We start from the raw sequence: 18,884 nt of genomic DNA on the forward strand, positions 1-18,884 counted from the left end.
CTCGTCCTCACCCCCCACCTCCTCTGCCTTGGCGGAGACCCGGCGGGCTCGGGCGACGCCTCACGGGTGCCTGCCGTGACCTTGGCGGGTCCGTGCCAGGCGGCGGCGCAGGGCCGCCGTCAGCCTGATCGGTGCGACGCGGAGTGTCAGGACGCCGCTCGGGGGGTGCGGGAGCGGTGTGGCGTAGTAGGGGCGGCCCAGCCGGGAGGCGCGGAACCAGCGCGTGCCGGGGAGCCGGTGCGTGTGCGGGACGGGGATCGGCGTGCCGCCGCCGTCCGTGCGAAGTGTCAGCGCCCACCGGCCAGGCCGGACTTTGGCGAGCGGCATGCGGGCGGTGAATGCGCGACCGCCGTCCGCCCCGTAGGACAGGGGTACCTCCCGGACCCGGCCCGAGTCCTCCTCGGCGCGCAGGGCGACGGGGTGCGGGCGGCGGGCGGCTTCGTCGGTCAGGTGTCCGCTGACGACGAGGGTGCCGGGGGCCTCCCAGGCGACCGCGGTCACGCGGCACGTCGGCTCGGACGCCGTCCCGGCTCGCCGGATGTCCAGCGCGAGATGGCCTTCGGCGGTGAAGTGCAGCCGCGCGGTGACGGGCTCGGGGCGGGAGCCGAGGATCCGTTCGCGGGGCAGGGGTGTGCTGCTGCGGCCGTCGGTGTCCGTCCGGGGCTGCCGGAGCCTGACGGTGCGGCTGACCCCCTGCGCGCGCAGGTCGAGGTGGACGTTCCACGTGCCGATGCCCAGCGGGGCACCCGAGGCCGCGGTGCCCAGGTCGACGTCGACGGTGAAGCGGGTCGCCCCGCTGCCGCCCTCGGCCGTGGCGGCCTGCTCGTCCGTGCCCGGGACGGGTTGCTGCGGGGCGGCGGCGAAGACGACCGGCACGCGGCCGTCGAGCATGAGCGGCACGTGGACGTCCGGGTGGCGGAAGCCGCTCGGGCGCAGGACCAGCCGGCTGCCGGGCTGGAGCGGGCCGAGGTCGTCGATCCGGGCGTGGCCCGAAAGGCGGAGCACGTCGCCGTCGCCCGCCCAGGCGGCCCCGGCCAGGTCGTGATGGACGGGGGTCCGGTCCGTCGCGTCGAAACAGACGTCCGGGACCGCCTTGGCCGGATCACGGAAGAACGGGTGGGCCCAGTAGACGCGGCCCTTGTCGACGACGTGGCCGCGGGCCGCGTCCCGCCGGGCGTGGCGCGCCACCGTCATGAGGTCGTCGTAGCGGTCCGCGCGCAGGAGGTGGACGATCAGCCGGTCCGGTGGGGCGAGCAGGTGGAAGACGCCGTCGGTCACGTGGTCGAGCGCCCACTGCCGGAACTGCGGGTAGTAGTGCTCCCGTGCCCGCTGTTCGTCCTCCCGCGGCAGCAACGCCCGCAGTGGCCCGCACAGTTCCCACTCCACGTGGCGGCGCATGATCCGGTCCCGGCGGGGCCCTGGTTCCAGGTAGCGGACGACCGTCTCGAAGCACAGCCGGGTGCCGTCCATGCGGTGGACGAGGTCGGCGGCCGTGAGGGTCAGGTTGTTGCCGTTCCGGCGGTTCCGTGAGTAGTAGCAGTCGTAGTCGGCGACGACGGAGATGCCGTCGGCGTTGAGGTAGGCCGCGGCGGTGAAGGGCTTGTCCTCGCAGTTGCGGTACGGCGGGAAGCGCAGGCCCAGCCGCTCGATCAGCGACCGCCGGAACAGCTTCCAGCAGCCCAGGGTGCGGTACGCGTGGGAGGAGAAGACGTCGGTGCGCGGCTGGTCGTGGGAGAAGACGGCCGTCGGCACGGCTCGCCCGCCGACCGACACCATCTTCCCGAGCACCACGTCCGTACCGTTCTCGTCGGCCGCCGCGACCATCCGGCGCAACGCGTCCGGGCCGAGGTAGTCGTCGGAGTCGAGGAAGAAGACGTAGTCGCCGCAGGCCAGGTCGAGACCGGTGTTGCGGGGGCCTCCGGCCCCTCCGCTGTTGGGCTGGTGGATCACGCGCAGGCGGGAGCAGATGCGGGCGAGGCGGTCCAGTTCGCGCCCGGTGCCGTCGGTCGAGCCGTCGTCGATCGCGATGATCTCGATCTCGTCCGGGCCGAGGGTCTGCTCCATGGCGGACCTGACGCACTCGGTGACCTCAGGCATGGCGTTGTACGCCGGGATGATCACGCTCACGCGCGGAGGGGTCGTGCGGGGCATGGCGGGCTCCCGGGCCGTGGGGTGCTGCGGAAGAGGGGGGAACGGCCGTCCGTCGCTGACCGGGCCAGGGCGGCGGCAGGCCCTCCCCCGCGAGCTTCCGGCGTCAGTCGCCGCCCCCGCCCTGCCCGGGACGCCCGCCTAGGCTGTCGGAGTGCGCGAACCACCCGTTCGGGCGCGTGTCGGCGCCGTACCCGTTCGGAGCCCGGGGCCGTGGACCGGGGCATGGCTCGGTCCGCGGGCCGTGGACGGGAGCGGAGCCGGTCGCGGGCCGTCGACCGGGGCCACGTCGGATCGGCGGGTCACGGACCGGGACGGAGCTCGGCGGGCGAGGGGTGCGCCGGGGCGGAGTGCGGCCGGGCCGGGGCAGCGGCACGGTCGGCTGGGGCGCCGCGGTGAAGCGGACGGATCACGGCTGGCAGACCCCGGAGCCCGTCGAGAGGTCCCGGGTGGTGGAGGCACCGGCGGGCTTGCCGGGCAGGTGGCGCAGGGGGATGCGCGCCGTGATGCGCTTGCCGACCGCTTCGCGTTCGACGGACAGGCTCTCGGTGACCGCTTTGACGATCTCGAGGCCGTGCTGGCCGATCCGGCCGGGGTCGGCGGCGCGGGCCGCCGGCAGCGCGGAGTCGCTGTCCCACACGACGACGTCCACGCTGCGCCCGGTCAGGCGCAGTTCCACGAAGACGGGGCCCGGAGCGTACTTCCGGGCATTGGTGACCAGTTCGCTGACCACGAGTTGGGTGAGGTCCCGGACCCGGTCGGAGACCGGCACGTGACGTTCCTCGACAGCCCTGTCGAGGAAGCCGACAGCATGGTGACGGGCGTCGGCGATGCAACTGTCGTCCCCGCTCAAGGCGAAGCCGACCTGCGCCAGATGCTCGTCCGGCGCCGAACCACCGTCACCCTCGGCACGACATTCCACTGGCCTCGCCCTCACTCCCCGTTTACGTGCCCGCCAGTACCCCCACTGACGCCATACATACCTCACAGGTGATGTTCGATACAGCCGCGGGGTGCATCCGGAAGGACCGGTGGGGCAGAATCAACCTCGTTCTGAACCGAGGGCGAGCCCTGAACGCATCGAGGAGATCGTGGCCCACATCCAACCCGCGGACCGGCCGGACCGGCTCTGCGCCGAACACCACCTGGTCGAGGGCGTCCGTGTCGTGACCCTGCGGGGCGAGATCGACCACGACGTCCAGGACGTGCTCAGCCAGGCGCTGCTGGGTGGACACGCGTCCGAGCCGCCCCGGATAGTCGCCGATCTCAGCGGTGTGACCTTCATGGACTCCAGCGGCATCAACGTCTTCGTCGCCGCCCACCAGCAGGTGAGCGTGGCGGACGGGTGGGTCCGTATCGCGGGGGCCCAGGAGTCCGTGCTGCGTGTCCTGCAGCTGGTCGGCGTGGACACGGTCATCCCCTGCCACCCCACGACCGAGCAGGCCCTCACCGCCTGATCACGCGATCGCCCACCGGCCGGGCAACAGGGGGAGGATCCGGCGTGGCGCGCGCGCATGACGCGGGTCGAGAACCGCGTACGCCCGTGCACGGCCCGGCGTCCGCCCCCGGCGGTCGAACCTCGACACAACGTCGCCGGCGCCGCCCGTCGCATGCGCGGACTCCTGCTGCCCGATGTCGTGCTCATCGGCGTGGCGAGCGTCGCGTACGCCCTACGGCGGCCCCTGCCGGTGACCGCTGCGAACAGCATGTCCGGGCGGGGGCACGGCTGCTGACGACACGTTCGACCGCGTGGTGTCCGCGCCGCGCACGCGCCTCGGTGAGCCCCGGGCCGTCGCCGCGGGGCCCGGCGTCGGCCACCGGACGGTCACGGCCGGACGCCCCGCGGCCCCGGCCTGCCCCGTACCGATGGCCGGACGTGCGGGCGTTGGGCGTCCGCGTCGAGCGCACGCCCAGCCGCGCCGGTTCCCTCCTCACCGCCGGCGCTTCGCCGCCGGCCGTGGACGCGTTCCGGCGCGCTGCTCGTCCGACCGGAGCCCTGCGCCGCCGAGCAGCGCGGGACCCCACTCGACGTCACCGGCGGCCCGGCCCGGGGCGACGGCTCCGCGGAACTCCTGCGGCACGGCCGCACCGGCGTGCTCGTCGGTGCGTACGCGCCCCGTCCCACGCCGAACGGCTCGCTGAGGCCGCCGGCAGCTCCGGCGGGGCAGTGGGCGACCCGTGTTCTCGGCTCGCGGCGCCCTCCCCCGGCACCGCACGCCCCGAGGTGGCCGGCGTCGGACGGGCGCGCCTCGTTCCGTGCGCCGGGCGCGCTTCGAAGTCCTCCGAATCGGTTACCCGTTGTGGAGGCCGGCCGGCTGAGGAGGAGTCACACGCCGGTTGACCTGTGTGCCGTATCACGCATCCCGTGCTGACCTGAGTTGTCTGCATCACAGCGGAAATGTCCCATTGGCGTCCATGCTCGACACAGGTACCGGACCTCCCGAAGTGGAGCCCCTCGGCACCCCTTTGGGCGCTGGGTCGCGGAAGTGACTCCTGACACACCCCTCGTGGCGATCGCCCCCGGTCAGCGCCCGACCACCCCACAACCCGCTCCCCGGAAGGCTCCCGACATGGCCGCATACCTCTGCCCCCCGACCGTCATACACGGCGAACACACCGTGAAGACCAGCGAGATCGTGGCGGAGGTGCGGGGCAGGCATCCCGACGCCGCCTGGGCGCCCCGGATCGACGCCATCGCGGCCGGTACGGGCATCGAGTCCCGCGGCTGGATGCTGCCGCTGGAGACCGCCGTCGCACCCGGCAGGGGCGGCGCACTGGACGCCGTCGGCGTCGAGACGGCCCAAGGGGCCCTCGCCGCCGAGGGGTTCGCACAGCAGGACGTGGACCGCGCCATCGCCGCCCTGGAGGCCCTGCCCGTCTCCCAGACGATCGAGGAGCGCACCGCACCGGCGTGGGAAGCCGTGCAGTCCTACGGCGAGCGCGCGGCTCGCGGGGCCCTTCAGTCGGCCGGACTGGACGTGTCCGACGTCGACTGCCTGATCACCAGCCACTCCACCACCCCGGCGCTGCCCGGCCTGGACATGTCCCTGGCCAACAGGCTGCCGCTGCGCCCGGACGCGATGCTGCTGCCCGCCACTCAGTGGGCCTGCATCGCCGGCACCCGCTCCCTGGCACTGGCGGCGGACCTCGTGGCCGCGGATCCCGACCGGGTCGTCCTGGTCGTCATCGCCGAGGCGCTGAGCACGACCTACCAGCCCGCGGACGACACCCTGGAGTCCCTGATCGTCCGGCTGCTGTTCGCCGACACCGCGGTCGCCGCGGTGGTCACGGGGCGGCAGCGGCGCCAGTCGGTGCTGCGCCTGGACGCCTCCTGGCACCACACCCTGCCCGGCACCCAGGACCTGCACCGGCTCCGGACGCGGGCGGACGGCACCCACTTCGTGATGGACCGGCGCGGGCCGCGCGCCGTGCAGGAGACCGTCACCGCCATGTGGGACTGGCTGCGCACCCGCTACCAGGACCACCCCGAGGCCTGGCACCCCGACGTGCTGCTCGCGCACCCCGGCGGGACGCGCGTGCTGGAGTACATGGAGCAGACGATGCCCGACTCGTGGCCGTCCGGGCTGCTCGACCACAGCAGGGAGAGCTACACCACCGGCAATCGCGGCGGCGCCGCCGTGTTCGACATCCTGCGGCGGGCGCACGACTGCGGGCGGCGCAAGCCCGGCGACCGCGCCGTCCTCTACGCGGCGGCACCGGGCCTGACGGCCACCGCCCTGGAGGGCGAGTGGCTGTAGGGCGCCGTCCCACCGCCACTGCCGGCCGGCAGTGGTCCCCGCAGGCGCGTCCGAGCCCTCGCCGGCCCCCCGTGCCGGTCGCTCCCCTACCGGCCTCCGTCGCCCCGCGGGCCGTACCGCACGGCGGTGAGGCTCAGCCTCGTGGCCTCGCGACCTCCGCCCACACCACCTTGCCGTCGTCGGTCCACCGCACTCCCCACCGGGTGGTGAGCCGGTGCACGATGCCCAGACCGCGTCCGCCGTCGTCGAGCACGTCGCTGCGCCGCAGACGCGGCCGGCCGTTCCCGGTGTCGCCCACCTCGCACAACAGGCCGTGCCCCGTCCTGATCAGCCGTACGGTGACGGGACCCGTCGCGAAGCGCACCGCGTTCGTGACCAGCTCGCTGATCAGCAACAGCACGGCCCAGCGGGTGTGGTCCCTGGTGCGCCAGCGCCTCAGCAGCGCGTCGACGTGCGCCCGGGCACGGGCCGGGGCGTCGTCGCGGGCGGGCAGCCGCCAGGTCGCCGTGTCGCCCTTGCGGTAGCCGAGCATGCGCGCGAGCAGCAGGGTCACGTCGTCGCGCTGGCGGGCGGGCGCGAGCGTGGCTGCGACGTGCCGTGCGGCCTGCTCCAGGGTGTCCCAGGGGTGCACCGCCGCCACGGCCTCCGCGAGCCTGCCGATGCCGTCGTCGATCGACAGGGCGGGGTCCTCCACCAAGCCGTCGGTGTAGAGGGCGAGCAGCGATCCGGGGGGCGCGTGGAAGGTGTGGACGTCGAACGGCTCGCGCAGCGCGAACTCGGCGCCGAGGCCCGGGTGGGGCCGGATCGCCAGCGGCTCCGCCCTCCCGCCCGGGGAGACCAGGATCGGCGGCAGGTGGCCCGCGCTGGACATGGTGACCTGGTGGCTGACCGGGTCGTAGAGGGCGATGCAGCAGGTCGACCCCAGGGCGCTGTAGCCGGCCGTCAGCCCGGACTCCGCGTCGTCCAGCAGTGACACGGTCTCGTCCAGGTGCTCCAGCACCTGGTCGGGCGCGAGGCCGGCGGACAGCAGCGCCCGGGCCTCCATGCTCAGCTGGCCCATGGTCGCGGCGGCCCCCAGGCCGTGCCCGACGACGTCCCCCACCACCAGCGCGGTACGGCCGTCCGGCAGCGGGAAGCTGTTCACCCAGTCGCCGCCGACGCCCGCGCTGTCGGGAGTGGCGGGCTGGTAGACGCTGGCGATCTCGACGGTGTCGCCGCCGGTCCGGGGCAGCAGCCGGCGCTGCAGCGCCAGGACCTGTGTGTGCTCGCGCTGGTGCTGACGGGCCAGGTCGACGTGGTGGGCCGTCCGCGCCACCAGTTCCTGCAGGTCGAACAGCTCGCCGTCGCGGAAGGGGTGGTCGGCCCGCCGCCAGACCTCCGCCACGCCCAGGACGACGGGCGGCGTGCCGTCCAGGACCAGCGGGATGCACGCCACACCCGCCGAACGGTCACTGGGCACCAGGGCGCGGATGACGCGCGGGCTGCCGAAGACCCGCTCGACGGCCTCCCGGTCGGGTATCACGACGGTCTGCGGGTCGTCGTCGCGCATCACCGCCTGCACCAGCAGGCGTCCCGCGTCGCCGGGCAGGTCGTTGCCGGGGGTGACGTAGCCGGCGGGCCAGGCCCGGTCCGGGACGAGGGCCGCGCGCCGCAGCCGGATGCGTCCCCGCGCCTTGCCGGTGACCCCCTCGCCCGTCCACACGGCGAAGTCGAGGTCGACGGCCGCCACGTCCCCCCAGGCCAGCAGGGACTGTGCCAGTGACTGCGCGGTCTCGCCGATGTCCAGCGAGGTGCCGATGGCGGTCTCGGCCGCGTAGAGGTGCAGCCGCCTGGCCATGGCGATCACCGAGACCGTCAGTCCCTCCTCGGGCGGGGCGGCGGGCAGGATGCTCATGGAGACCACCAGCTCCGACCCGTCGGCGCGGCGCAGGCGCTGGATCCGTGCCACGTGTGCCTCACCGGTCTCCACCACCTGCCGCAGCCGTCGGGTGACCGTCGGTACGTCACCGGGAGGCAGGAGGTCGACGAACGGCTTGCCCGATGCGGCGTCCAGGCCCGCGAACACCGGGGCGTCCAGCTTGCAGCGGGTGATGACCAGGTCGGTGTCCAGATTCAGCGCGCCGAGGATCTGCTCCTGACGGCTGCTCCCCGCGGTGTCGGCCGTCCCCTGCCCCCTGGCGGCACGGTCGTCCCGCGCCTCGGCCGAACCGGTGGCCGCTTCCTCTTCGCCGTGCGGGATGTAACGCCCCAGGGCGCGGCTGACCAGGTCGAACGCCGAGGAGGACGGGGACGAGGACGAGGGTGTGGAGTCCATGCGGCTCTTTCCGTATGCGGACCCGTGCGATCGGGGCCCCGAGCCCCCTGGTCGCACACCTCATTCAATAACACCAAGGGCCGCTGCGCCCACACCAGCGCAGCACCCGACGAACACGGACAGTGAGGGTGAGGTCCGCCCGCCGGACGGGAGACGGCTTCCGGCGGGCGGGGCCGCGTCACGCCCGTGTGCCGGGGCGCCACGCACCCGGGCTCACAGGTCGGCGGCCTCCTTCACCTCGCCCAGATCGACGAACTTGAAGCCGGTCGCGGTCCGGGTACCGCCCTCGCCGTCGGCCGTCCCCGGGGTCTCGTGGCCGTCCTGGACGACCAGGAGGCCGTTCGGGTAGCGGCTGCCGAGCGGTGCGTCGAGGACGGCGGCGCCGTCGCACTCCTGCGCCCCGTCGAGCGTCGCCGAGGCCGCGGTGACGCGGAAGCCGCCCTCGTACTCGTTGTCCTCGCTCACCTCGCGGTCGTACAGCGCGAAGGTGTCGTCGCCCTGGCTGGAGGCGAGCAGGTGGCCGTCGCCGTCGGACTCCTGCAGCAGGGTCAGTCCCTCCACGTCCGCCGACAGCCGTTCACCGCCGTAGCCGGGGTCGGTGCCCGCCGTGCACTCCTCGGTCTCCTCGTCGTACACGCCGGGGACCCCGTATTCGCGGACCTTGTCCACGAGGGCCGGCTTGCCCGTCAGGTCGGCGCGCAGCCGCCAGATGCCGACGTCCTCCTGTCCGGCGTACAGCGTGCCGTTCGCGGGGTCCACCACCATGCCCTCGACCTGCGGCAGCTCGCCGGGCTCCGCGCACGGCGACCAGGTCGCGCCGTTCGGGAGGCGGAAGGACGCGGGCAGGTCGAGGGTGCGGACCTTCCGGTAGGTCACGGTGCCGCTCGCGGTCGGCTGCAGCTCGACCAGTGCCAGGCGGGTGCGCTCCCGCTGACTGACCAAGGCGTAGCCGCGGCCGGTGGACCTGTCCCGCCAGGTGGCGAGGCCGTAGGCGGTGCGCTGTTCGTTGACCTCGGCCTGGTCCGCGGAGAACACCGGGGCGGCTGCCGGGTCGGTGATGTCGGTCAGCGGGCCGCCGGGGGCCGCCGGGTCGATACGGTAGATCCGCAGCCGGTCGGTGCCGCGGTCGCTGACCACGGCGACGTCGGCCGGGCCGCCGGCGGTGCGCAGACCGGTGACGAGGTCGACGTTGTTGAACCGGCCCGGCGCGTCGTCCGCGGCGGGCGGGCGGGGAGCGGGCAGTGACTGCACCGGGCGGGCGCCGAGGTCGTACACGCGCAGGCCGCCCTCCTTGGCGGTCGCGATGACGAGGCTGCGGCCCGGGTGGGCGGCGTTGCGCCAGATCGCCGGGTCGTCCGCGTCGGAGTTGCCGCCGGCCTCGTCGTCGTAGAGGGCGGGGGTCTCGCTGACCGGGGTGACGGTGGGCAGGGCCTGGTCGAGCGCTCCGGCGGGGGCGGGGCTGAGCAGGGCCAGCACGGTGCTGCCCAGCACGAGGGCGGCGGTGGTGAACGGAGTGCGATACGTCGCCACTGGCACTTCCTTGGTCGGTGTCGAGGACCTGCCGATGGTGCTGGTGGAACCTTGCGCGCAGGAGACTGTGACCTGTACGCGCGGGCACGGAGAAGACGCCGGCCGGCCAACTGCCGTTGAACGTGGGACAACCGGGACACCGGGTGAGGGGTGGGGACGGCCGCCTGGGGTGGGCCGCGCCTGCCCGGGCATGGATCGCGCCGCCGCAGGGCAGACGGTCCCTCTGACAGGGGAGGATGCCGTGACCATGGCGGAGCAGCAGGTGGAACCGGAAGGCAGGAACGAGGCCGACGGTGCGCGCAACGACGAGCCGGAGAGGAGACCGGACGGCGAGGGACCCGAGTCACCGCACGAGCGGGTCAACCGGCGGTGGAACGAGATCCTGCAGGAGACGCGCGTGTCCCAGACGGGCGTGCAGATCCTCTTCGGCTTCCTGCTCAGCGTGGCCTTCACCCCTCTGTTCAGGGAGTTGGAGACGCTGGACCGGGCCATCTACGTCACGACCGTGGTGCTCGGCGCGGCGGCCACGGGCACGCTCATCGCCCCCGTCTCCATCCACCGCTTCCTGTCCGGGCAGCGCATGAAGGACGAGCTGGTGGAGACCGCCGGCCGTCTGATGATGTGCGGCATGGTCCTTCTCGCGCTGACCATCGGCTGCACGCTGCTGCTGATCCTCCGGTTCGTGGTGCCCGGCGTGCTGGCCGAGATACTGGTCGTGGGCGTCATGTTGTGGTTCGGCTTCTGCTGGTACGCGCTGCCGTTGCACCTGCGGCGCCGTGCCGACCGGCGCGCCCGCGACGCCGACGGCTCCTGAGGAGCGTGACGGCCCGGGTGGCGGCCCGGGTGGCGGCCCGGTGGTGACAAGTACACCCCTCTTTCGGCGTTCAGCCCCACTGATCTTCTCGCCCGGTCCTGGAACCGTCGTGGTGGACGGACCGGACGAGGAGGATCGCAGATGCACAGGAAGATCGCGTCAAGGCTGCGCAGGGGACTGCTGGTTGCGGCGGCGGCCGGCCTTGCGGGCACCGCCGTGACCAGCGCGGCGGTGGCGGGCCCGCCGTCCGCCTCGCCGCTGCAGAGGAGCATCGACTCACTGGTGAGCGAGGAGAAGTACCCGGCCGTGACGGCGTGGGTGCACAAGGACGGCCGCACCAGGTCCCTGGTCGCCGGATCCGCCCGGCTCGGCGAACGGGTGCCGGTTCCCCGCGACGGCTACGTCCGGGCGGGCAGCAACACGAAGACGTTCACCGCCGTCGTGGTCCTCCAGCTGGTCGCCGAGGGCAAGGTCCGCCTGGACGAGCCCGTCGAGACGTACCTGCCCGGGCTGGTGCGCGGTGAGGGCATCGACGGCAGGGACATCACCGTCCGCCAGCTCCTGCAGCACACCAGCGGCCTGCCCAGCTACACCGACCACCTGGGCCTGGAGAACTTCGACGAGGTCCGGCACACGTTCTTCCAGCCGCACGACCTGCTCGCGACGGCGCTGGCCCATCCGGCGGAGTTCGCTCCCGGGACCGAGTGGAAGTACAGCAACACCAACTACCTGCTGGCGGGTCTGCTGATCGAGCGGGTCACCGAACGCCCCGTGCAGGAGCAGATAACCGAGCGCGTGATCGAGAAGGCCGGTCTGCGCCACACCTACTGGCCGCAGCCGGGCGACCAGACCCTGCGCGAACCCCACGCCCACGGGTACGCCCTGGACAACCCGCGATCGCGCGAGGTGATCGACGTGACCGAGATGGACCCGTCATGGGGCGGAGCCGCCGGCCAGCTCATCTCCACCCCCAGCGATCTCGCGAGGTTCGCCCGCGTCCTGATCGACGGCAGGCTCCTCGGGGCCGCGCAACTGGCCGAGATGCGCAAGACGGTCGCCGCCCCGCTGATGCCGGGCTGGCGTTACGGGCTGGGCCTGTTCAGCGTTCCGCTGAGCTGTGGGGGCGTGTACTGGGGGCACGGCGGTGACATCGACGGGTACGAGACCCGCGGCGGCGCCACGGACGACGGCCGTTCCGTCGGGCTGGCGGTGACCGCACTGCCGGGGACGTTCGGTGACGCCGAGCAGGGGGCCCGGGCCGTCATGAAGTCCGTGGACACGGCGTTCTGCACGTGACCGGTCGCCCGGCGCCGTCACCGGTGCCGGGGGAAGAGGCAGGACGGACGCCTGCCGGTCGCCGTGCCGGCCCGTTCCACGCGCCGTGGAACGGGCCGGGCGGACCGGCAGGCGTCCTGGGTCCTGCCGTCGACGGGATCAGCGTCTGCGGGCCGTCCAGCCGCCGCCCACGCCGGCCACGTGCAGAGCCAGACACATCAGACCGAGCAGCATCACGTTCGTCGAAGAGAACACGTCATTGGTGCCGATCTCCGCCGCGTTGATCAGGAACGAGATGAAGAACAGCACCGCCGCGACTATGCCAAGCATGGAACGAGCTCCTCTCGAAGGGGTGAAGCCCGTATGCCCGGCCAACGTCCAGGCATACCCGGGTCGTTCGCCGCGGTGTCGTGCACGCCGCTCGGCCGGGGCCGGCCGGACCGGCGACCGGTTCGCGTCGGCCTCGCCCGGTGGGCGCATCGGCCGGTTGTCGCCTGTGCACGGCCGGTCGAACGCCAGTAGCCTGTGCCGCCTTCGCGTCGTGGAGGTCTCGTGACCGGTCTCCGAGCGTTCGTCGTCCGTTTCGTGGCGCTGTGTGCCGCGGTGGTGCCGCCGGCTGTGGCGGTTCCGCCGGCGGCGGCCGTCCCGCCGGGCTGGTCGGCGCTGCCCGTGCCGGCGGCGGCCCCGCCCGTTTCCGTGTCCGGCCTGGCCGCCCGCGGGCCGCGCGAGGCGTGGGCGAGCGGCTTCGAGCAGCACACCGGCGGCGGGACACGGCCCATGCTGTACCGCTGGGACGGAACGGCGTGGAGCCGCGACACGACGTTTCCAGGGGCGGGCGAGCCGGGCCGGCTCGGCAGGGTGCACTTCGCCGGCGACGAGACGTGGATCTTCCGCGGCCGCGAGGGGACGGGGGACATCCTGCGCCGCGGTTCCGCGGGGGACTGGAGCACCCTGCGACTGCCGCAATCCCTGTGGACGTACCAGGACTTCGACGCCACCCCCGACGGCGCGGCCTGGGTGGTCGGCGAGGACGACGGCGGGCTGAAGGTCCTGCACCACGACGGCACCTCGTGGACCGCGCAGGACACCCCGGAGGACGTGCTGTACGTCATGGGGATCACCGCACGCACCGCCACCGACGCCTGGGCGTGGGCGGACACCATCGACGGGGCCACCGTCCTGCACTGGGACGGAACGGCGTGGCGGGACGCGAGGGTGCCTCTGCCGCCCGACAGCAACGTGCACACGATCGTGGTCGACGGGCCCGGCCATATCACGGTGGGCGGCAGCCGGTACGTCGACGGCCGGCCCCGCACCTACCTGACGACCCGCGACGGGGCGATCTGGCGCACCACTTACCCGCCGCTGGGCGACACCTCCGCACAGGCCGTGGTGCGCGGCCCCGACGGCGCGCTGTGGCTGCCGGTGCGCAGCGACCGCGCGTTCCGCTCGAAGTACGCGCGCTTGCACGGCGCACGCACCACCTTCTCCTACGGTCCTGCGCGCACCGACGCCATCGAGGTGGAACCCCGGGCGCTGACGGCCGCCGGTTCCTCGCTGCTGTCCTTCGGCACCGTCGAGATCTACGGCTCGAAACCGAACCTGATGAGCGAGCGGCTGGGAGGCTGACCGTGGCACGCCGACTGTTCGTCGCCGTCCTGTCCCTGACGCTGGCGTTCGCGACCGTCATGGCTTCGGCCGCAACCGGCACGCCGACGTGGCAACACGTTCCGGTTCCCGCAGGGGTGCGCCCCCAGGCCGCACTGAACGAGGCCGTGGCCCTGGGTCCGGACCGGGCCTGGGCGGTGGGCGCGGACGCCGTGGGGCGCCAGGCACCGGGCTTCCCTCTGCTGCTGCGCTGGGACGGACGCGGGTGGCAGCGCCAGGGGCTGCCCCGGGCGGGCTGGCAGGGTGAGCTGCTGTCCGTCGCCGCGGCCTCAGCCGGCGCCGTGTGGGTGGTGGGCCGCGACTCGGCCGGCGAGTCCCGGCTGCTCCACTACGACGGCACCGCATGGTCCGAGAGCCGGCCGCCCGGCGGCGTGTCGCTCACCGGGGTCGTGGCGGGACCGGGCGAGACCTGGCTGATCGGCTCCCGGGACGGCACGCAGGTGTTGCTGCGCAGGGACGGACGCGTGTGGCGGGACATGCCGGTGCCACCGGGCTCCGTTCACGGCCTGCACATCGTGGCGGCCGACGACGTGTGGGCCGCGGGCGCCACGGAGGCCGGTGCGGCCGTGGCGCACTTCGACGGCCGCACCTGGCGGCAGACGGTCGTGGACGGCTTCCCCCGCTCGGCCGTGGGCAGTGTGCTGGCGGTCTCGCCGACCGAGGTGTGGGCGGGCGGCACGGCCGGGTTCGTCGGCGGCCCGGTGGGCCGGCCGATCCCTCCCCTGCTGGTGCGTTTCGACGGGCAGGCGTGGAGCCGGGTGAGCGTGCCGACCGACTTCGGCGCGATCAGCTCCCTGACACCCGCCGCGACGGGCGCACTGGGCTGGGTCGCGGTCACCCGTTCCCAGAAGTGGGGCCCACCCGGCAGCAACCCCCCGCTCGTCCCCGGACCGGACTTCCTCGCCTGGAACGGACGGTCCTTCACGGAGTACGACGAACCGACGGTGGCGGGAGAGGGCGAGTCCCGGGTTCTCCGGCCGGCGCGGGTACCGGGCACGGACACGGTGTGGTCGGTCGGCCGCGCGGACGGCCCCGAGAACACCTTCGCACCACGCATCCTGCGCTTCGGGTGAGCGGCGCGCGTCCCCGCCCGGTGACGGCTGGAAACGCAAGTCCTCGGCACGTCGCTGGGAGGGCGTCGGCCGCGTCCTGCTGTTCCGCGCGGTACCCCCGTGCTCAGTGCCGCACCAGGCAGAACGGGTGCCCTGCCGGGTCGGCGTAGACGCGCCGGCTCCGCTCCCCGGAGCCGCCGTCCAGCAGCACCGCGCCGAGCGCCAGCACCTGCTCCTCGGCACGGTGCAGGTCGTCGACACCGAGGTCGAGGTGGAACTGCTGGGGGCCGGACGGGTCGGGCCACTTGGGGGCCCGGTGGTCGGCGACACGCTGGAAGGCGAGGACGAGACCGGACGGCGTGTGCAGTGTCGCCCAGTCGTCGCCGAGCGACCACCGCCTGTCCTGCCGGTTCAGGGCGCCGCCGAGGAGCGACCGGTAGAACCGGGCGAGCTTTGACGGCTCGGGACAGTCCAGCACCACGCACTGCAGTTCCGCGATCATGAAGGGAGCGTATGCGGGCCGGAGTTGGACGCGGCGTCGGTCTGCCGTGGCCGGCGCGGCGGTTTCTGCGTACCGTCAACCGGCAGACGCACCTCCCAGCGGGCAGGTGTGCGCGAGGTTCGCCGCGGTGCGGTCGGCCGGGAGGGGGACCGTGTGGGACGCGGGGGGTTGCTTCGCTGCGGTGAGCCAGGCGTCCAGTGTCGCCATGGCCGTGTGGTGGCACGGGGTGAGCGGGCGGAGGCGGCCCGGGTGGGTGTCGGCCAGGGCGTCGGTGTGGGTGCCGCCCTCGATGCGGTAGTAGCGGTGGAGGTGGCCCCGGCCGGACTCGCGCACCATGCGGGCGTAGACGTCGGAGTCCCGGCTGATCGGCAGCAGGACGTCCAGCGTGCCGTGGAGGGTGATGAGCGGCCTGCCGATGCGTCCGGTCAGCCCGATCCTCTGCACGGCCTTTCTCACCTCGGCGGGCCGGGCCGCGTAGTCGTAGTCGGCGTCACAGGCCGGCGTCCCGGACGTGCAGAAGGGCGTGCCCGCCTCGGCCGGCCCGTTGTAGCCGGGGTCCAGTTCCTCGCGGTAGAGGCGCTGCGTCAGGTCCCAGTAGACGCTGTGGTGGTACTGCCAGAGGAACTCCGACCCGGCCGGGAACCCGGCGGTGTGCAGGGCTGCGCGTGCCTCGTCGGCTCCTGCGCCGCCGGCCGCGTACACCGGGTGGTTGCGCAGCGCCGCGGGCAGGAAGTCGAGCAGCGTGGGGCCGTCGGGGCGCCACAGGGTGCCCTCCCAGTCCACTCCGCCGTCGTAGAGCTCGGGGTGGTTCTCCAGCTGCCAGCGCACGAGGTATCCGCCGTTGGAGATGCCGGTGACCAGCGTCTGTGACGGCGGCCGGCCGTAGCTGCGGGCGACGGTCACCTTGGCGGCCCGGGTGAGCTGGGTCAGCCGGCGGTTCCACTCGACGATGGCGTCCCCCGGCTTCCTGCCGTCCCGGTGGAAGGCCAGGCCGGTGTTGCCCTTGTCCGTGGCCGCGTAGGCGTAGCCGCGGGAGAGGACGTGGTCGGCGATGGCGCGGTCGTTGGCGTACTGTTCGCGGTTCCCGGGAGTTCCCGCGACCACGAGACCGCCGTTCCAGCGGTCGGGCAGGCGCACGACGAACTGGGCGTCGTGGTTCCAGCCGTGGTTGGTGTTGGTGGTGGAGGTGTCGGGGAAGTAGCCGTCGATCTGTACCCCGGGTACACCCTCCGGTACGGCCAGGTCCTTGGGCGTCAGCCCCGCCCAGTCGGCCGGGTCGGTGTGTCCCGAGGCGACCGTGCCGGCGGTCGTCAACTCGTCGAGGCAGGCGACGCGTTGCCGCTCCGCGCCGGGCACGCGCGCCTTGTGCGACTGCGCGCAGTGGCGGTCGTCCGGGGCAGGGGTCACGGCACTCGCGGGGCCGGCCGTCGCAGGCCCGGCGGACAGGATCAGGGCCGCCGCGGCGAGAACCGCCGGAACGTCTCGCCGCCAGGTGCCCGAACGGGGGCGGACAGGTGGACGGGGCCGGGGGTGGGGACGAGGGCGGACGGAGAGATGCATGGGTGACGCCTCCACGATGACGAGCAGCGCCTGCGGCGCGTGCCTCGCTTACCAGGACCCGCGGGAGGCTATGCCGTCTGTGTGCCCGCCACATATGGGGTGGCAGACCACCTTCGGAAGCCTGGCCATGGTTTCCAGCCCTATCCCTCCACCTCCGGGGGGCGACGCAGCCCTGTTCGCATCGTCCCCCTTACACCGCCCGTCGCTCCACAGCCATGGAGCGCCGTCACACAGGTTCGTGCCGACCATGGTCGCCGAACCCATGTCGGTACCGGCCGGCGCACCCAGACGATTCAGCCGGGCCGGTGGCCGAAACCACCACCGCCCCGGCACCCGGACGAGCGAGCGCTCCCCAGCGGCATCGCCCCCGACCCTCCAGTCCCCCAGTCCCCCACCAGGAGGCCATCGTCATGGGACAACCGCCCCCACGCTCCACTGCCCTCTCCCCCGTCGTCACGCGACGCCACCGCCTCGGCGCACGCATCCGCCGCGTCGCCGCCGCCGCTGCCGGTGCCCTGGCACTGACCGTCGGCCTGGTCACCGTGAGCCCCGCGGCCTCCGCCGCGAGCCTGACGCAGGTCACCGGCTTCGGCACCAACCCCGGCAACCTCTCGATGTACGCCCACGTCCCGGACGCGCTGCCGCCCGGTGCGCCACTCGTCCTGGCCCTGCACGGCTGCACGCAGAGTGCCGGCGACTACTACACCCACTCGGGCTGGCCCGAGTTCGCCGACGCCTACGGCTTCGCCCTGGTTCTCCCGCAGACGAGCAGCGCCAACAACGCCAACTCGTGCTTCAACTGGTTCGAGCCGGGCGACACGGCCCGCGGCCAGGGCGAGGCGCTGTCGATCAAGCAGATGGTCGACAAGGCCGTCGCCCTGTACGGCAGCGACCCCCGGCGCGTGTACATCACCGGCTTGTCGGCGGGCGGTGGCATGACCGCGAACATGCTGGCCGCCTACCCGGACGTCTTCGCCGGTGGCGCCGTCGCCTCCGGGCTGCCGGCGCGCTGCGCGACCAGTGTGTCGGCGGCGTACACGTGCATGTACAGCCCGCCGGACAGGACGCCCGCCCAGTGGGGCGACCTGGTCCGTAGCGCCGCCCCGTCCGGCACTGCCTCCTGGCCGCGCGTGGCGATCTGGCAGGGCACCGCCGACACCACCGTCCGGCCGGCCAACGCCACCGAGTTGCGCGACCAGTGGACCAACGTGTGGGGCATCGGACAGACACCCTCCCGTACGGAGAACCTCGGCGCGGGCACCACGCTGAGTGTCTACGACGACCCCTCGGGCCGTCCCGCCGTCCAGGTCTACTCCGTCTCCGGTATGGCACACGGCCTGGCGGTCGACCCGGGCAGCGGCCCGGAGCAGTGCGGCAGCACGGGTACGTACTACCTCGACACGATCTGCTCCAGCTACCACACCGCCCGGTTCTGGGGTCTCGGCGACGACGGGGGGACCGGTTCCCTGCCCGCGCCGACGGGGCTGTCCGTCACCGGGACCACCGACAGCACGGTCTCGGTGCGCTGGAACGCGGTGCCCGGTGCCGTCTCGTACGTCGTCCACCGGGGTGGCGCGAGGGTCGGCACCGTCACGGCGACCTCGTACACCGACACCGGCCTGGCCACCGGCACGGCGTACGGCTACAGCGTGGCGGCCGTGGACAGCTCGGGTGCCGTGGGCCGCGTCTCCCCGAGCGTCACGGCAACGACCACCGGGTTCACGCCGACGTGCCACACGGCCAGCAACTACGACCACACGGTCGCCGGACGCGCCTACCAGAGCAGTGGATACACCTACGCCAAGGGCTCGGGGCAGGCCATGGGCCTGTGGAACACGTTCACCAGCCACACCCTCAAGCAGACGGCACCCGACCACTACGTCCTGGCCGACTCGGGCTGCTCGTCGTGACCCCCGCGCGCCGCCCCCTTCGCCCGGGGGCGGCCCGCGTTCCGTCCAGGGGTCGCGCGCCGACTGTGTCCATCGCGTGTCCGCTGTATGAAATGGGCAGGTGTCGCTGGTACGGCGGCGTTCGTCGTGGTTCTCTGAGTTCATGACCAGGTTCGTGACCCGCCGCCACGTGGACTTCGTGCGTGTCACCACCATGTGTTGTCCCAACATGGGTCGTCCCACCATGTGTCGCACCATGGGCTGACCGACGGCCGCGTCACTCCTCCGAACCGGCCCGGTCTCCGTCTGACCCCCGGCTGTGGCCGCGCCTTCCTGCCGTGCTGTCGTGCCCGGCCGCCCTCGCGGGTCCTCCA

At 73.4% G+C, this 18,884-nt stretch carries 14 protein-coding genes; 7 read left to right on the forward strand and 7 right to left on the reverse strand.

What is annotated here, in order from left to right:
• Nucleotides 1–60: 60 nt before the first annotated feature.
• Nucleotides 61–2,151, reverse strand: a complete 2,091-nt coding sequence (locus Q5694_RS13390; protein WP_333933073.1) for a glycosyltransferase family 2 protein — start codon at nucleotides 2,149–2,151, stop codon at nucleotides 61–63.
• Between the two features lie 406 nt (nucleotides 2,152–2,557).
• The gene (locus tag Q5694_RS13395; protein WP_333933074.1) at nucleotides 2,558–3,070 is read right to left on the reverse strand and encodes an ATP-binding protein; all 513 of its coding nucleotides are present in this window, start codon (nucleotides 3,068–3,070) and stop codon (nucleotides 2,558–2,560) included.
• A gap of 169 nt (nucleotides 3,071–3,239) precedes the next feature.
• Here Q5694_RS13395 and Q5694_RS13400 point away from each other — a divergent pair, with 169 nt between their 5' ends.
• Entirely contained in the window at nucleotides 3,240–3,605 is a 366-nt protein-coding gene (locus Q5694_RS13400) for an STAS domain-containing protein (protein ID WP_333933075.1), read from the forward strand.
• Between the two features lie 1,113 nt (nucleotides 3,606–4,718).
• Nucleotides 4,719–5,906 carry a type III polyketide synthase gene (locus tag Q5694_RS13405; protein ID WP_333933076.1) on the forward strand — a complete coding sequence of 396 codons (1,188 nt, stop codon included), beginning with the start codon at nucleotides 4,719–4,721 and terminating at the stop codon, nucleotides 5,904–5,906.
• 133 nt (nucleotides 5,907–6,039) lie between these two features.
• Here Q5694_RS13405 and Q5694_RS13410 read toward each other — a convergent pair whose 3' ends face one another.
• Together Q5694_RS13410 and Q5694_RS13415 are read right to left on the reverse strand one after the other, a co-directional pair.
• Entirely contained in the window at nucleotides 6,040–8,220 is a 2,181-nt protein-coding gene (locus Q5694_RS13410; protein ID WP_333933077.1) for an ATP-binding SpoIIE family protein phosphatase, read from the reverse strand.
• A 213-nt stretch (nucleotides 8,221–8,433) separates the two neighbouring features.
• Nucleotides 8,434–9,750: a phytase gene (locus tag Q5694_RS13415; protein WP_333933078.1), complete on the reverse strand. Its 1,317-nt coding sequence runs from the start codon at nucleotides 9,748–9,750 to the stop codon at nucleotides 8,434–8,436.
• Between the two features lie 241 nt (nucleotides 9,751–9,991).
• Here Q5694_RS13415 and Q5694_RS13420 point away from each other — a divergent pair, with 241 nt between their 5' ends.
• On the forward strand, nucleotides 9,992–10,564 hold the full coding sequence (locus Q5694_RS13420; protein WP_333933079.1) for a DUF6328 family protein: 573 nt from the start codon (nucleotides 9,992–9,994) through the stop codon (nucleotides 10,562–10,564).
• A gap of 141 nt (nucleotides 10,565–10,705) precedes the next feature.
• The gene (locus Q5694_RS13425) at nucleotides 10,706–11,860 is read left to right on the forward strand and encodes a serine hydrolase domain-containing protein (protein WP_333933080.1); all 1,155 of its coding nucleotides are present in this window, start codon (nucleotides 10,706–10,708) and stop codon (nucleotides 11,858–11,860) included.
• Between the two features lie 138 nt (nucleotides 11,861–11,998).
• On the opposite strand, the gene Q5694_RS13430 is transcribed toward Q5694_RS13425, so the two are convergent.
• Nucleotides 11,999–12,169 carry a hypothetical protein gene (locus tag Q5694_RS13430; protein WP_333933081.1) on the reverse strand — a complete coding sequence of 57 codons (171 nt, stop codon included), beginning with the start codon at nucleotides 12,167–12,169 and terminating at the stop codon, nucleotides 11,999–12,001.
• Between the two features lie 222 nt (nucleotides 12,170–12,391).
• Between Q5694_RS13430 and Q5694_RS13435 the strand changes: the two genes are divergently transcribed.
• Complete coding sequence (locus Q5694_RS13435; RefSeq protein ID WP_333933082.1) at nucleotides 12,392–13,468, forward strand: hypothetical protein; 1,077 nt, start codon at nucleotides 12,392–12,394, stop codon at nucleotides 13,466–13,468.
• A 2-nt stretch (nucleotides 13,469–13,470) separates the two neighbouring features.
• On the forward strand, nucleotides 13,471–14,580 hold the full coding sequence (locus tag Q5694_RS13440; RefSeq protein WP_333933083.1) for a hypothetical protein: 1,110 nt from the start codon (nucleotides 13,471–13,473) through the stop codon (nucleotides 14,578–14,580).
• A 103-nt stretch (nucleotides 14,581–14,683) separates the two neighbouring features.
• Here Q5694_RS13440 and Q5694_RS13445 read toward each other — a convergent pair whose 3' ends face one another.
• Together Q5694_RS13445 and Q5694_RS13450 are read right to left on the reverse strand one after the other, a co-directional pair.
• Nucleotides 14,684–15,061, reverse strand: coding sequence for a VOC family protein (locus Q5694_RS13445; protein WP_333933084.1), 378 nt, complete (start codon nucleotides 15,059–15,061; stop codon nucleotides 14,684–14,686).
• A 75-nt stretch (nucleotides 15,062–15,136) separates the two neighbouring features.
• Nucleotides 15,137–16,621, reverse strand: a complete 1,485-nt coding sequence (locus Q5694_RS13450) for a tannase/feruloyl esterase family alpha/beta hydrolase (protein WP_443040869.1) — start codon at nucleotides 16,619–16,621, stop codon at nucleotides 15,137–15,139.
• A gap of 410 nt (nucleotides 16,622–17,031) precedes the next feature.
• Here Q5694_RS13450 and Q5694_RS13455 point away from each other — a divergent pair, with 410 nt between their 5' ends.
• Entirely contained in the window at nucleotides 17,032–18,531 is a 1,500-nt protein-coding gene (locus Q5694_RS13455) for an extracellular catalytic domain type 1 short-chain-length polyhydroxyalkanoate depolymerase (protein ID WP_333933085.1), read from the forward strand.
• The last annotated feature ends 353 nt before the right edge of the window (nucleotides 18,532–18,884 follow it).

Origin of the sequence: Streptomyces sp. AHA2 (assembly GCF_036857595.1) — a bacterium.
Taxonomy (GTDB): domain Bacteria; phylum Actinomycetota; class Actinomycetes; order Streptomycetales; family Streptomycetaceae; genus Streptomyces.